This is a genomic window from Streptomyces sp. NPDC020731 (assembly GCF_044334705.1).
Classification (GTDB): domain Bacteria; phylum Actinomycetota; class Actinomycetes; order Streptomycetales; family Streptomycetaceae; genus Streptomyces.
Genome location: NZ_JBIRTN010000002.1, coordinates 234,756 through 247,747 on the forward strand (window position 1 = coordinate 234,756; position 12,992 = coordinate 247,747).

Below are 12,992 nucleotides of genomic sequence, written 5' to 3' on the forward strand. Positions count from 1 at the left end.
TCCATGACGAGTTCAACGCCCTGCGCGGTACAAACATTCCCTACGCTAAGGAAATTTTTCGATTGACTAAATACTGACCGGTAAGGGTTTCGAAGGAGACCGACCGGGACCGGTTGTGTTCGTAGCGTGACCACCGGGACAATGGAGGCGATGAACGAAGACCTCGCGGCTCTGCACGCCCGTATCGACCGCACCAACGAGCTGCTCCAGCGCATGCTCGCCGAGGTGGCGAAGACGCCCTCGACGCACGCCATCTTCGTCGACGCGGGATATCTGTACGCCGCCGCGGGGCGGCTCGTGGCCGGGACGGAGGACCGCCGGGCCTTCGACCTCGACGCCGAGGGACTCATCGACGCGCTCATCGACCGCGCCCGCACCATCTTCGCGGACAGCAGACTGCTGCGGGTCTACTGGTACGACGGGGCCAGACGCCGCATCCACACCGCCGAACAGCAGTCCATCGCCGAACTCCCGGACGTCAAGGTCCGCCTCGGCAACCTCAACGCCAACAACCAGCAGAAGGGCGTCGACTCCCTGATCCGCAGCGACCTGGAGTCACTGGCCCGGCACCGCGCCATCAGCGACGCCGCCCTGCTCGGCGGCGACGAGGACCTCGTCTCGGCGGTCGAGGCGGCCCAGGGGTACGGCGCCCGGGTCCACCTCTGGGGCATCGAGGCCCCAGAGGGCCGCAACCAGGCCGAACCGCTGCTCTGGGAGGTCGACAGTCAGCGCACGCTCGACCTGGACTTCTTCAAGCCGTACGTCTCCCGGCGCACGGCAGCGCCGTACGAGTCCGCGACGAGCCGGCCCGCCCGTGAGGACGTCCGGTTCGTCGGCGCGCAGATCGCCGCGAAATGGCTGGTCGCGCGGGGCCGGGACACGCTGGTGGAACTGCTTCCCGGCCATCCCTATCTGCCCGGATCCGTCGACCAGGACCTCCTGGTCGAGGCGGAGGGGCTGCTGCAGTACTCCCTGCGCGGCCAGGCGGACCTGCGGCGCGCCCTGCGCGACGGGTTCTGGGACCACTTGCAGGCGCAGTACTAAGTGGTCAGCCTCGGAAGTCCTTCGGGGGTTGATCAAGCTGTGAGGTGGAACGAGGATTCTTCTGGGCGATCGGCGGAATGCCGGTCGGGCCCGGCCGGGCGCGAGGGTGGGGTGGCAACGGCAGCGGGCCTGGATGGAGGCCTTCTCATCCGCGCTGATGACGTACTCGTCCTCGCCCAAGGGCTCGCCCCGCCGGGTTCGGGCGTACAGGTCCAGCACGCGCTCGGCCTTCGTGCGGAACTGCGGATCGGTAATGAAGATCCAGGAGCGGTGCTGCCAGGGCTTGAGTGCGTCCCGGGGGAGCCGGCGGCGCACGGTGCTGGCCGACACCGAAGGCCGACTTCTTCAGCCGTCGCCGCTCGGCGGCAAGGACTGTCGGACGCGCGGCAGGAGCAGACACGGCGGTCAAGCCGGCCGGCGGAAGCGGATCGCAGCGCCGAGGAGCCTGTTCATACTGTTTCGTGGCGAAGGGAGTTCAGGGCGGTGAGTTCGTCCTCGGACAGGCGCAGGGAGCCGGCGGCCACATTCTGGGCGAGGTGGCCGGGGTCGCCGGTGCCGGGGATGGCCAGGACGTGAGGGCCCTGGTGGAGTGTCCAGGCCAGCCGGATCTGAGCCGTGCTGACTCCGTGAGCGCGGGCGATGGCGAGCATCTCGTCGTTGTCGCCGGTGGTCGCGCCGGCTGTGCGTCCGGTGCCGGCGATCGAGTAGAACGGCACGAACGCGATGTGCTGTTCACCGCAGAGGTCCAGGAATTCTTTCTGTTCCGGTGATGCGCCGATGCCGTACATGTTCTGCACGCAGACCACGGGCGCGATGGTCTGGGCCTCGGCGAGGTGGTGGGGGCGGACGTTGGACAGGCCCAGGTGACGGATGAGTCCGGCCTCGCGCAGTTCGGCGAGTGCGCCGAAGCGTTCGGCGATCGAGTCGGTGCCGACGATGCGCAGGTTCACCACGTCGAGGTGGTCGCGGCCGAGCTGGCGCAGGTTCTCTTCGACCTGGCCGCGCAGCTGCTCGGGAGTGGCGTGCGGCAGCCACTGACCCGAAGGGCTGCGGCCGGGTCCGACCTTGGTGGTAATGACGAGGTCGTCCAGATAAGGGGCCAACGCCCGGTTGATCAGCTCGTTCGCGCTGCGCAGCGGTGAGAAGTAGAACGCGGCGGTATCGATGTGGTTCACGCCGAGCTCGACCGCGCGGCGCAGCACGCTGATTGCCTGGTCACGGTCGCGCAGGGCGGCATCGGCCGCGAACGCCTCGCCGGTCTGGGGCAGGCGCATCGCGCCGAAACCGATCCGGTTGACCGTGCGATCGCCGAGCTCCCACGCACCCGCTGCCGCCGCGTTGATCATCTGTGAGGTCATAGCGGGATGATCTCCGCACGATAGGCTGAGCCGCCATTGATTCACACATAGCTGAATCCATTGAGGAGTGGTGATCCTGGCGGAGCTGTCGTTCTCGGCGAGCGATCTGGCGCAGGTGCGGTTCGCCGTCTCACCGATGTGGGAGGTGGCGCCCAGCTTCCGGCTGCTGCGGTCCCACGCCGCGCATCTGGTCCACCGGCCCTGGATCGACCAGGTACAGCCACGCGTGGTGGCCGCCGGACTGGACCGGGGCTGGCTCTCCGAGCTGATCCCGCCCACCGGCTACGTCCCCGACTTCCTCAACCCAGCCCCCGTCGGGCCTGCTCCCACGCCAAAGGCGGAGTGGCAGGCGATCCGGGCTGCGCCCACCGACCGGGTACGCCAGGACCTCGACCATCTGGCCCGCCACCAGGGCGGCCTTGGCCCCCGATTGCGGATGCTGCACGCCGCCCCGGAGACACGCCTGGCGAAGGTCACAGATGAACTTGAAGCGTACTGGGAGCTGGCGCTGGCCCCGTACTGGGCGCGGATCCGGACGGTGCTGGACGCCGACGTCTTCTACCGGGCCCGCATGGTCGCCGAGCACGGCGCGGGCCGTCTCTTCAACGACCTGCACACCTCGGTGAACTGGGACGCAGGCGGACTGCGGATGGCCCGCCGCAAGCAGCCGCTGACCCGTGAAACGGCAGGCACGGGACTGCTGCTGATCCCCTCGGCCTTCACCGGACCGAGGCTTCGCACCCGAACGACACCACCGGATCCACCGCAACTCGCCTATCCGGCGCGCGGTGTCGGCTCGCTGTGGCAGCCGCGGCGCATCACCCGGGCCGACGCCCTCGCCGCCGTACTCGGCCGCTCGCGAACCCTGCTGCTGACCGAGCTGGAGACCCCGGCCTCCACCACACACCTGGCTCACCGCACCGGGCTCTCCCCAGCCGGGGTCTCCCAGTACCTCACCGCGCTGCGCAACGCGGGCCTGGTCAGCGCCCACCGCGCCGGCCGCTCCGTCCTCTACGCCCGCACCACCGCAGCCGAGACTCTCCTCAACGCCACATCCACCCAACACCCGGTCAACCCCCGAAGGATTTCCGGAGCCGACCACTAAGGGATGGCCGTAAGCCCGTCCCAGAAGCCGGCGAGGGCGCGGGCGGTCGGCGCGGGACGGTCGACGGTGGGTGAGTGCTCGGCCCCGTCGACGACGGTGCGGTGCGCCTCGAGGCGGAGGGCCATCTCGTCGAGGTCCGGCACCGGCCAGGTGTCGTCGCGGGCCCCGGACAGGACGTGGAACGGCAGGGGTACGGCGGCCAGTTCCGCGACCCGGTCCGGTTCTGTGCACAACTGCCTTCCAGTGGCCAGTAGTTGCACGGGACTGGTGCCCAGCCAGCGACGCCGCAGGTACTCCTGACCACCGAGCCCGCGCGCCGGACCGCCCACCTCCTCGGGCGTGCCCATGGCCAGGATCGCCTCCCAGCACTCCGCCATCGACATCACCGCGAGCGCGTCCCGCAGCAGCTTCACGCGCTGCTCCTGGGAGACGGAGATCCGGGCGGGGCCGGAGGAGATGAGCGTGAGCGAACGGAAGGGGGAGCGGTCCAGGAGGACGGCGGCGCGGGCGATCTGGCCGCCGAGCGAGTGTCCGACGAGGTGCACGGGCGCACCGACCGCGTTCGCCTGCGCGAGCACGTCCCGCGCCAACTCTTCCTGCGCGTACGCGGATTCGTCGTCCTCGGACCCGTCCGACTCGTACTGGCCCCGCCCGTCCACGGCGACGGTGCGGTAGCCGCGCGCGGCGAGCGGCTCGTGCACCAGTGTGAAGTCCTCCTTGCTGCCGGTGTATCCGGGCAGCAGCAACGCGACCCCCCGCACCGTGACTCCGGCGGCCGGTGGCACGTCCACGACGGCGAACTCCCCGCGTGAGGTACGGAGTCGGCGGGTGCGGGCGCCGGTGGGCGGGGCGGAGGGGGAGTGGCTGGTCACGGGGTGAGGGTAGCGGGTGCGGACACGCCGACGGCCCGGCCCCACGGGTGTGGGACCGGGCCGTCGGTTCGTTGCGTCAGCCTTCCGCGGACTCCGTGGCGACTGCCGCCTTGCGGGTCCGCCGGGGCTTGGCTTCCGGCTCCGGCTCGGCCACGGCCGCCGCCTTGCGGGTGCGGCGGACCTTGGGCTTCGCCTCGTCCGCGGCCTGCGCCGGAATCTCGGCGACCTTGCGGGTACGACGCCGGGGCTTGGCCTCGGCGTCCTCGGCGGTGTCGAGCGCGGTCTCGGTCTTCTTGGCCGCGGTCTTGCGGGTGCGGCGCGGCTTGGCCTCCGCGGCCTCGTCCTCCGGAACCGCCTGCGCCGGAATCTCGACGGCGACGGCCGACTCCGACTCGGCGACCTTACGGGTCCGGCGACGCGGCTTGGCCTCGGCGGCTTCGGCGGTGTCGACGACGGCTTCGGTCTTCTTGGCCGCGGTCTTGCGGGTGCGGCGGGGCTTGGTCTCCGTCGCCTCGGCCGTCTCGGTGCTGCCTTCGGCGGTGTCGAGCGCGGTCTCGGCCTTGGCCGCCGTCCTGCGGGTGCGGCGCGGTTTGGTCTCCGCGGCCTCGGTCGGCTCGGTGGCCGCCTCCACCGTGTCCACCGCTGCGGTGTCCGCGGTCCTGCGGGTGCGGCGCGGTTCGGTCACCGGAGCCTCGGACTCCGTGACCACCGGCGCTTCCGTGACCACCGGGGCCGCCACGGCCGCCGTGGTCTTCTCGGCCTTCGGGGTGACGACGGCCGTCGTCGTGTCCACCGTGCTCCGGCGCGTCCGGCGGCGGCGCGGCTTCGCGGGAGCCTCAACGGCCTCCGCCGTCGTGCCCTCTGCCGTCGTGCCCTCCGCCGTGTCGACGGCGGCCTCCGCCGCGGTCGTCGCCCCGGCCGGGACTCCGCCGCGCATACGGCGACGGCGGCGCGGGGTACGGGCGACCGCGTCGGCCTCCGCCTCGCCGGCGCCTTCGACGGCCGGGCTCACGGACTGCTGCGCGGCCTCGTCCGGCACCGCACCGCCACGCGTACGGCGACGGCGTCGCGGCGTACGGGCCGAGGTCTCGCGCTCCGCGGAACGGGAGTCGTCGCGCCCGCCCCGGCCACCGCGCCCGCGCGGTCCACGCCCGCCCGGCTCGCCCAGGTCCTCCAGCTCCTCCGCGTCCAGCCCGGCGCGCGTACGCTCCGAGCGCGGCAGGACGCCCTTGGTGCCCTCGGGAATGCCGAGGTCCGAGAACAGGTGCGGGGAGGTGGAGTACGTCTCCGGCGGGTCACTGAAGCCCAGGTCCAGCGCCTTGTTGATCAGCTGCCAACGCGGGATGTCGTCCCAGTCGACCAGCGTGATCGCCGTACCCTTCGCGCCCGCGCGGCCGGTACGGCCGATGCGGTGCAGATACGTCTTCTCGTCCTCGGGGGACTGGTAGTTGATGACGTGCGTCACGCCCTCGACGTCGATGCCGCGGGCGGCGACATCGGTGCAGACGAGCACGTCCACCTTGCCGTTGCGGAACGCGCGCAGCGCCTGCTCACGGGCGCCCTGGCCGAGGTCGCCGTGGACCGCGCCGGAGGCGAAGCCGCGCTGCTTGAGCTGGTCGGCGAGGTCGGCGGCCGTGCGCTTGGTGCGGCAGAAGACCATGACCAGGCCACGGCCGTCGGCCTGCAGTATCCGCGAGACCATCTCGGGCTTGTCCATGTTGTGCGCGCGGTAGATGAACTGCGTGGTGTTCGCGACCGTCGCGCCCTCGTCGTCCGGCGCGGTGGCGCGGATGTGCGTCGGCTGCGACATGTAGCGCCGGGCCAGACCGATCACCGCGCCCGGCATGGTGGCCGAGAACAGCATGGTCTGGCGCTTGGCCGGAAGGAAGTTGATGATCTTCTCGACGTCGGGCAGGAAGCCGAGGTCGAGCATCTCGTCGGCCTCGTCGAGGACGAGGGCCCTCACATGCTTGAGGTTGAGCTTCTTCTGCCCGGCGAGGTCGAGCAGCCGGCCCGGGGTGCCGACGATCACGTCGACGCCCTTCCTCAGCGCCTCGACCTGCGGCTCGTAGGCCCGGCCGCCGTAGATCGCGGTGACGCGCACATTGCGCACCTTGCCGGCGGTCAGCAGGTCGTTGGTGACCTGCGTGCACAGCTCGCGCGTGGGGACGACGACCAGCGCCTGCGGCGCGTCGGTGAGGTCCTCGGGCTTCGCGCGGCCGGCCTCGACATCCGCGGGGACGGTGACGCGCTCGAGGAGCGGAAGGCCGAAGCCGAGCGTCTTTCCGGTGCCGGTCTTGGCCTGGCCGATGACGTCCGTGCCCGACAGGGCCACGGGGAGCGTCATCTCCTGGATGGGGAAGGGGGTGATGATGCCGACGGCCTCCAGGGCCTCGGCGGTCTCGGGGAGGATTCCGAGCTCTCGGAACGTCGTAGTCAGGGTGCTGCCTCTTCTGTGTGCGCGGTGCGAGGCGAGCGCGGGGGTCGTGTCAAGGGACCGTGCCGGGGACGTCGGCCGCCTTACGGGCGATGCCGTAGGGCACGGGACCACTGCCGACGCTCGAGCGCTCGTACCGCTGAGGGTCCCCCTCCGGAATCCGCACGCAGCGTGGCGTACGGCAAGGAGGGCTGTCGGGTCGGAGCCGATCGGGCCTCCGACCGGGCATCCTCATACATGCGGCCTGTCGAGTACGTCAGAGTGCTCAGCAGGCGCATTACCACCATACCCCGGATTCGCGCACACGCCATGGCCGATTTGGTCACGTAGTCGTCGTCACACTGATTCACCGGGGCCTTCCGGGGCCTTCCGGGGCGTGACAAGCGGGCTATTGTGCGCTTCATGACGAGCTCTGACAAGCCTGACAACGCCGCGGACACCTCCGACACCCCCGCCGGACCCACCGGCGTCGCCGCCATGGACTGGGCGACCGCCTCCGCCGATCCCCAGTACCGAGCCGCTGTCGTGGACCTGCTCGGCGCGCTCGCGTACGGCGAACTGGCGGCGTTCGAGCGGCTCGCGGAGGACGCCAAGCTGGCGCCCACGCTGGCGGACAAGGCGGAGCTGGCGAAGATGGCGTCGGCCGAGTTCCACCACTTCGAGCGGCTGCGTGACCGGCTCGCCGGGATCGGCGAGGAGCCGACGCTCGCGATGGAGCCGTTCGTCGCCGCGTACGACGGTTTCCACAAGCAGACGGCGCCCTCCGACTGGCTGGAGGGGCTGGTCAAGGCGTACGTCGGCGACTCCATCGCCAGCGACTTCTACCGCGAGGTCGCGGCCCGTCTGGACTCCGACACCCGTGCCCTGGTGCTGGCCGTGCTCGACGACACCGGCCACGGCGGCTTCGCCGTCGAGAAGGTGCGCGCCGCGATCGACGCGGACCCGCGCGTGGGCGGACGGCTCGCACTGTGGGCGCGGCGGCTGATGGGCGAGGCGCTGTCGCAGTCCCAGCGGGTCGTCGCCGACCGGGACGCGCTGTCGACCATGCTCGTGGGCGGCGTCGCGGACGGGTTCGACCTCGCCGAGGTCGGCAAGATGTTCTCCCGGATCACCGAGGCGCACACCAAGCGCATGGCGGCACTGGGTCTGGCGGCCTGAGGACGGCCGGGTCCTGCCCGGTGCGTCACGTCGGGGGAGACCGACGGCGCCGGCCCGCCGCCCGCGGCGTGATCCGCCGGACGGGCGGCCGGCGGCCGGTTCACGACCGGCGCCACCCACGGCGGCCGGTCACGCGGTCGCCGACCGGCCGCGCAGTCTTCCCGCCGGGCGCAGCAGCAGCGACAGGGACGCCACGGACACGATCGCCGCGCCGAGCAGGATCGTCAGCAGGTTGCCGGCGTCCAGTGCGGTGTTCATGAGGAAGGCGCCGAACAGCGCTCCGGCCACACCGGTCGGCAGGACCAGGGCGCGGGCGGGGAGACGATGTGGCAGGCGGCGGGCGGCCACCCACGCCAGAGCCAGGCCGAGGATCGCGGAGCTGAGCGCTTCCAAGAGCATGTCGGGGTCCCTCCCACATGGCCGGCCTGCTCACATCGGTCGTAGCCCGTCTTACCCCTGACCTGCGGAATCCAATCCTCCCTGTGGAGGACCCGTGCGCCGTCCGTGAACACGTGAAGGGCCCGGCGGTCTCGAACCGCCGGGCCCTTCACGGGACCACTCGACTGCCGGTCGCGCCTACAGCGCGCCGAAGCCCACCTTGCGCGGAGCCGGCTCGCCGATCTCGATGTAGGCGAGACGGTCGGCCGGGACCAGGATCTTGCGGCCGTGCTCGTCCACGAGGCTCAGCAGCTGCGACTTCCCGGCCAGCGCCTCGGCCACCACGCGCTCGACCTCCTCGGCGCTCTGACCGCTCTCCAGAACGATCTCGCGGGGCGCGTGCTGCACGCCGATCTTGACCTCCACGGCTATGTCCCTCCGACGGTCAGTGAAGTGCGCGACCTTCCGCGCCGTACCAGCACACATTAGCCCGGTGAGGGGACGTACACGCTGCGCCCGGCCACGCCAGGAGCGAACAGCCGACGGGAACAAACAGCCGCCGGCGCCCGCCCGCCTCCTCAGTGGTGCTGCTCGTTGCCGTGCAGCGGGAATCCCGCGATGCCGCGCCAGGCCAGCGAGGCCAGCAGCTGCACCGCCTGGTCGCGCGGCACGCTGCGGTCGCTGTGCAGCCAGGACCGCGCCACCACCTGGGCGAGACCGCCGAGCCCCGAGGCGAGCAGCGTCGACTCCGCCCGCGACAGCCCGGTGTCCTCGGCGATCACGTCGCAGATCGCCTCCGCGCACTCGTTGGTCACCTTGTCGACACGCTCGCGCACGGCGGGCTCGTTCGTCAGGTCCGACTCGAAGACCAGACGGAACGCCCCGCCGTCGTCCTCGACGTACGCGAAGTAGGCGTCCATGGTCGCCCGCACGCGCTGCTTGTTGTCCGACGTCGACGCCAGCGCGTGGCGCACCGACTGGATCAGGGCCTCGCAGTGCTGGTCCAGCAGGGCGAGATACAGGTCGAGCTTGCCCGGGAAGTGCTGGTAGAGCACCGGCTTGCTGACACCCGCGCGCTCGGCGATGTCGTCCATCGCGGCCGCGTGGTAGCCCTGCGCGACGAAGACTTCCTGGGCGGCGCCCAGCAGCTGGTTCCGTCGGGCACGGCGTGGCAGGCGTGTACCCCTCGGGCGTACCGCGTCTGTCTGCTCGATGGCTGTCACGCCGCCTCCCATTGTCGTCCATGTGCGGTGTGAGCCGCGCCGCCATCGTACTTTTCGGTAACCGTGGTGTGCGCGGTGAGAGCGCAGAATTTCACGGACCGGACGACGGTGAAAGCCATACGGACGGTTTCAAAAGCTGTCAGAGCGGGCAAGAAGTTTCCTCCTCACTGCTCGACGACGGTCCTTGTCGGTGCGCTCGTCACCGGTAGTCGTCCTCGTCGAGGGAGACGATCCTGGCCTGTTCCATCAGGTCCGCCTCGTTGGCGCGGTCGGGATCGACGCCGGTCATCGGATCGTCGCGGTCCGGCTTCACCTCCGCGCGCTGCTCGGCCGCGTCGACCTCGGGTGCCTCGACGTCGAACTCCTCGCCCTCTCGGGCGTCCTCGTCCTCCACGAACGTCTCGGGGTCGGTCGGATCTACGGCCATGCCGGGCTCCCTTCCTGCGAACGTCTGCTGCGAACGCCCCTGAAGATTGCAGGGGTGCTGTGCGGGTGCCCTCTCTACGAGCCTAGGAGACACCCGATTCGGACGCCATGCGATCCGCGACCGGGCGTGACGGGGAGCGCACGACGGGACCCGCCCCTTGTGGCGGCCTGTGACGGTGAACACATGAACCACTGCGTGATCGTCTCGTAACATTGCCGCATGTCTTCGACCGAGCTGCCGTCCGCGCTGCCCGCAAACGTGCTTCCCAAGGTGGCGGCGGTCAGGGTCGCGGAGGGCGAGCGGCTCGGCTCGGTGGAGCTGCCCGGGGTCACGCTGTCGGTACGGTCGCGGCCACCCGCGCGGGAAGGGCTGCCCTCCGCTCTCTACGTCCACGGACTCGGCGGTTCCTCGCTGAACTGGTCGGCACTCATGCCGCTGCTGGACGACGTCGTCGACAGCGAGGCCGTCGACCTGCCGGGCTTCGGTGACTCCCCGCCCCCGGACGACGGCGACTACTCGATCACCGCGCACGCACGCGCGGTGATCCGCTATCTCGACGCGACCGGCCGCGGCCCGGTGCACCTCTTCGGCAACTCGCTCGGCGGCGCGGTCGCGACCCGTGTCGCCGCCGTGCGCCCCGACCTCGTCCGTACCCTCACGCTCGTGTCACCTGCCCTGCCGGAACTGCGGGTGCAGCGCACCGCCGTCCCCACGGGACTGCTGGCGGTGCCCGGGGTCGCAGCGCTGTTCACCCGGATCACCCGTGAGTGGACGGCGGAACAGCGCGTCCGGGGCGTGATGCAGCTCTGTTACGGCGACCCCGCGCGGGTGTCGCCGGAAGGGTTCCGCAACGCCGTGCAGGAGATGGAGCGGCGGCTGCGGCTGCCGTACTTCTGGGACGCGATGGCACGCTCCGCGCGGGGGCTCGTCAGCGCCTACCTGCTGGGTGGCCAGCAGGGACTGTGGCGCCAGGCCGAGCGGGTGCTCGTACCGACCCTGCTCGTCTACGGCGGCCGGGACCAGCTCGTCGGCTTCCGCATGGCCCAGCGGTCGGCGCGCGCCTTCCGGGACTGCCGGCTGGTGACGATTCCGGACGCGGGGCACGTCGCGATGATGGAGTACCCCGGGACGGTGGCCCTCGCCTTCCGTGAACTCCTCGCGGATACAACGGATTCGGAGGATCAGGGGGATACTGGTGAGCCGGGCGCGCAGGGCGCTCCGGGTCCACCCGCCGACACCGGTGGGGGGACCACCGCCGAGAACATGAGGGGCTGAGGCGCGACGTGGGACGCCACAGCCGCCGTGGACCCGCCCCGAAGGGCGACACCGCGGACAAGAGCGCCGTACGGGGCGACCGTCCGGCGCCGGGCGGTTCGTCCGGGGCCGGACAGGCAGGCCGGCCGCGGCAGACGAACGGACCGGGCCCGCGCCGGACGCCCGCGCCTCCGCCGCAGCAGGGCCCCCTGGACGGGGCCCAGGGGCACGGGACTCCTCCCGCGCACGGAACGGCGAGATACGGGACACCGGCCGGCGGGGCGCCGCGCTTCCCGGACGGGACGCCCGCACACGGCGTACCGCGCCTGCCGGACGGAACCCCGGCGCACGGCTTTCCCCGGCTCCCGGACGGGACTCCCGCCCACGGGGCTCCCCGGCTGCCCGACGGAACTCCCGCCCACGAGGCCCCCCGGCTGCCCGACGGAACTCCCGCCCGTGGCGTTCCCCGGGCCCGTGGTGGACATCCCGAGCAGCGGGAACCCGGGGGCGGCTGGGGCACGTTGGACGGTCGTGCGGCGGCCGGGGCCGGTGCGCCGACGGGGCCGGGCGTGCCCCTCCCGCGACAGCGGCAGGCGCCTCACGGAGGGCCGCGCCAGGACTACCTCGACGCCTTCGGCGAGGGCGCCGACCTCTTCTCCCCGCGCCCGTCCGCCTCCGCATCCCGCCCGCCGGGTCCCGCGGACCCCTACGCCGCCGTCACCGACTGGAGCGCCGCCCCGGCCACCGGCATCCCCGCCGGCCTCGATGACGACGCCGCGTCGCCGACCGGAGAGCCCGCGCCGGCCAGGAGCGGCAAGGGGCGGACGTTCACCGGGATCGCGGCCGCCGCCGTCACGACCGTGCTGGCCGTCGTCGTGGCCGGGCAGGTCACCGACGAACGCGACAGCACCGGCGTGCAGGCGCAGGCCGCCGGCGAGCAGGCACGCGACGTCCGGGATCCCGCCTCGCGCGGGGACGACCGGGAGACGCCCTCCGTGCCCAGCGCCGAACCGCTGACGTACCGGCAGAAGATGGACAAGAGGTACCCGCTGAGCGCAGCGCGCGGGGGCACGGGGAGGTTCATCGCGATCCCCGGCATCGACAAGGCTCCGGGCAAGGGGGAGAAGGTCACCTACCGCGTGGACGTGGAGCAGGGGCTCGGCCTCGACGGTGAACTCTTCGCCGAAGCGGTCCAGAAGACGCTCAACGACAACCGCAGCTGGGCGCACAACGGCGCGCGCACCTTCGAGCGCGTCCACTCCGGCGAGGTCGATTTCGTGATCACCCTCGCCGGTCCCGACACGACCGCCGCCTGGTGCGCCAAGTCCGGCCTGGACACCACCGTGGACAACGTCTCCTGTGACTCGGCGGCCACCGAGCGCGTGATGATCAACGCGGACCGCTGGGCACAGGGAGCGGACACCTACGGTGACAAGATCCACGCCTATCGCCAGATGCTGATCAACCACGAGATCGGCCACCGCCTGGGTTTCAACCACGTCACCTGCGACAAGGACGGTGACCTGGCCCCGGTCATGCAGCAGCAGACCAAGTTCCTCGACCACGGTGGAATCAGCTGCCGGCCGAACGCATGGCCGTACCCGAAGAGCTGATCGCCTAGCGCGGCGAAACGCGCCCCGCACGGGAAAGTTACGCCCGTTCACCCCTTTTGGTGGCGTGATGGACAACCGTCCATCACGCCACCTCCTTGTCCGCATACCTTCGTCCCGCTGCGA

The 12,992-nt window shown here is 71.5% G+C and carries 12 protein-coding genes; 5 read left to right on the plus strand and 7 right to left on the minus strand.

Annotation, left to right across the window (positions count from 1 at the left end):
• The first annotated feature begins 150 nt into the window (after positions 1-150).
• Positions 151-1,044, plus strand: a complete 894-nt coding sequence (locus tag ACH4VX_RS03800) for an NYN domain-containing protein (RefSeq protein WP_398365714.1) — start codon at positions 151-153, stop codon at positions 1,042-1,044.
• A 449-nt stretch (positions 1,045-1,493) separates the two neighbouring features.
• Here ACH4VX_RS03800 and ACH4VX_RS03805 read toward each other — a convergent pair whose 3' ends face one another.
• Positions 1,494-2,402 carry an aldo/keto reductase gene (locus ACH4VX_RS03805; RefSeq protein WP_398365715.1) on the minus strand — a complete coding sequence of 303 codons (909 nt, stop codon included), beginning with the start codon at positions 2,400-2,402 and terminating at the stop codon, positions 1,494-1,496.
• A gap of 70 nt (positions 2,403-2,472) precedes the next feature.
• On the opposite strand from ACH4VX_RS03805, the gene ACH4VX_RS03810 reads away from it, so the two are divergent.
• Entirely contained in the window at positions 2,473-3,507 is a 1,035-nt protein-coding gene (locus ACH4VX_RS03810) for an ArsR/SmtB family transcription factor (RefSeq protein WP_398365716.1), read from the plus strand.
• Here the strand turns inward: ACH4VX_RS03810 and ACH4VX_RS03815 are convergent.
• Both ACH4VX_RS03815 and ACH4VX_RS03820 read right to left on the minus strand, forming a co-directional pair.
• On the minus strand, positions 3,504-4,379 hold the full coding sequence (locus ACH4VX_RS03815) for an alpha/beta fold hydrolase (protein ID WP_398365717.1): 876 nt from the start codon (positions 4,377-4,379) through the stop codon (positions 3,504-3,506). The two genes, ACH4VX_RS03810 and ACH4VX_RS03815, sit on opposite strands and share 4 nt — an antisense overlap.
• 76 nt (positions 4,380-4,455) lie before the next feature.
• On the minus strand, positions 4,456-6,726 hold the full coding sequence (locus ACH4VX_RS03820; RefSeq protein ID WP_398365718.1) for a DEAD/DEAH box helicase: 2,271 nt from the start codon (positions 6,724-6,726) through the stop codon (positions 4,456-4,458).
• Between the two features lie 492 nt (positions 6,727-7,218).
• On the opposite strand from ACH4VX_RS03820, the gene ACH4VX_RS03825 reads away from it, so the two are divergent.
• Positions 7,219-7,974, plus strand: coding sequence for a ferritin-like domain-containing protein (locus tag ACH4VX_RS03825; protein ID WP_398365719.1), 756 nt, complete (start codon positions 7,219-7,221; stop codon positions 7,972-7,974).
• A 129-nt stretch (positions 7,975-8,103) separates the two neighbouring features.
• Here the strand turns inward: ACH4VX_RS03825 and ACH4VX_RS03830 are convergent, their stop codons facing one another.
• From ACH4VX_RS03830 to ACH4VX_RS03845, 4 genes are all read right to left on the minus strand, one after another.
• Positions 8,104-8,373, minus strand: a complete 270-nt coding sequence (locus tag ACH4VX_RS03830) for a hypothetical protein (RefSeq protein WP_398365720.1) — start codon at positions 8,371-8,373, stop codon at positions 8,104-8,106.
• Between the two features lie 177 nt (positions 8,374-8,550).
• Complete coding sequence (locus ACH4VX_RS03835; RefSeq protein ID WP_030220063.1) at positions 8,551-8,778, minus strand: DUF3107 domain-containing protein; 228 nt, start codon at positions 8,776-8,778, stop codon at positions 8,551-8,553.
• A 152-nt stretch (positions 8,779-8,930) separates the two neighbouring features.
• Positions 8,931-9,575: a TetR/AcrR family transcriptional regulator gene (locus tag ACH4VX_RS03840; RefSeq protein WP_398365721.1), complete on the minus strand. Its 645-nt coding sequence runs from the start codon at positions 9,573-9,575 to the stop codon at positions 8,931-8,933.
• Between the two features lie 199 nt (positions 9,576-9,774).
• Positions 9,775-10,002: a hypothetical protein gene (locus ACH4VX_RS03845; protein ID WP_398365722.1), complete on the minus strand. Its 228-nt coding sequence runs from the start codon at positions 10,000-10,002 to the stop codon at positions 9,775-9,777.
• Between the two features lie 219 nt (positions 10,003-10,221).
• Between ACH4VX_RS03845 and ACH4VX_RS03850 the strand changes: the two genes are divergently transcribed.
• Together ACH4VX_RS03850 and ACH4VX_RS03855 are read left to right on the plus strand one after the other, a co-directional pair.
• Positions 10,222-11,277, plus strand: coding sequence for an alpha/beta fold hydrolase (locus ACH4VX_RS03850; RefSeq protein WP_398365723.1), 1,056 nt, complete (start codon positions 10,222-10,224; stop codon positions 11,275-11,277).
• Positions 11,278-11,285: 8 nt separating this feature from the next.
• Positions 11,286-12,869 carry a DUF3152 domain-containing protein gene (locus ACH4VX_RS03855; RefSeq protein ID WP_398365724.1) on the plus strand — a complete coding sequence of 528 codons (1,584 nt, stop codon included), beginning with the start codon at positions 11,286-11,288 and terminating at the stop codon, positions 12,867-12,869.
• Positions 12,870-12,992: the final 123 nt, after the last annotated feature.

What these genes read in the sequence shown, in the direction of transcription:
- ACH4VX_RS03800 (WP_398365714.1), top strand. Translation starts at nt 151, where the DNA reads ATGAACGAAGACCTCGCGGCTCTGCACGCCCGTATCGACCGCACCAAC.
- ACH4VX_RS03805 (WP_398365715.1), bottom strand. Translation starts at nt 2,402, where the DNA reads ATGACCTCACAGATGATCAACGCGGCGGCAGCGGGTGCGTGGGAGCTC.
- ACH4VX_RS03820 (WP_398365718.1), bottom strand. Translation starts at nt 6,726, where the DNA reads ATGACGCTCCCCGTGGCCCTGTCGGGCACGGACGTCATCGGCCAGGCC.
- ACH4VX_RS03825 (WP_398365719.1), top strand. Translation starts at nt 7,219, where the DNA reads ATGACGAGCTCTGACAAGCCTGACAACGCCGCGGACACCTCCGACACC.
- ACH4VX_RS03830 (WP_398365720.1), bottom strand. Translation starts at nt 8,373, where the DNA reads ATGCTCTTGGAAGCGCTCAGCTCCGCGATCCTCGGCCTGGCTCTGGCG.
- ACH4VX_RS03845 (WP_398365722.1), bottom strand. Translation starts at nt 10,002, where the DNA reads ATGGCCGTAGATCCGACCGACCCCGAGACGTTCGTGGAGGACGAGGAC.
- ACH4VX_RS03850 (WP_398365723.1), top strand. Translation starts at nt 10,222, where the DNA reads ATGTCTTCGACCGAGCTGCCGTCCGCGCTGCCCGCAAACGTGCTTCCC.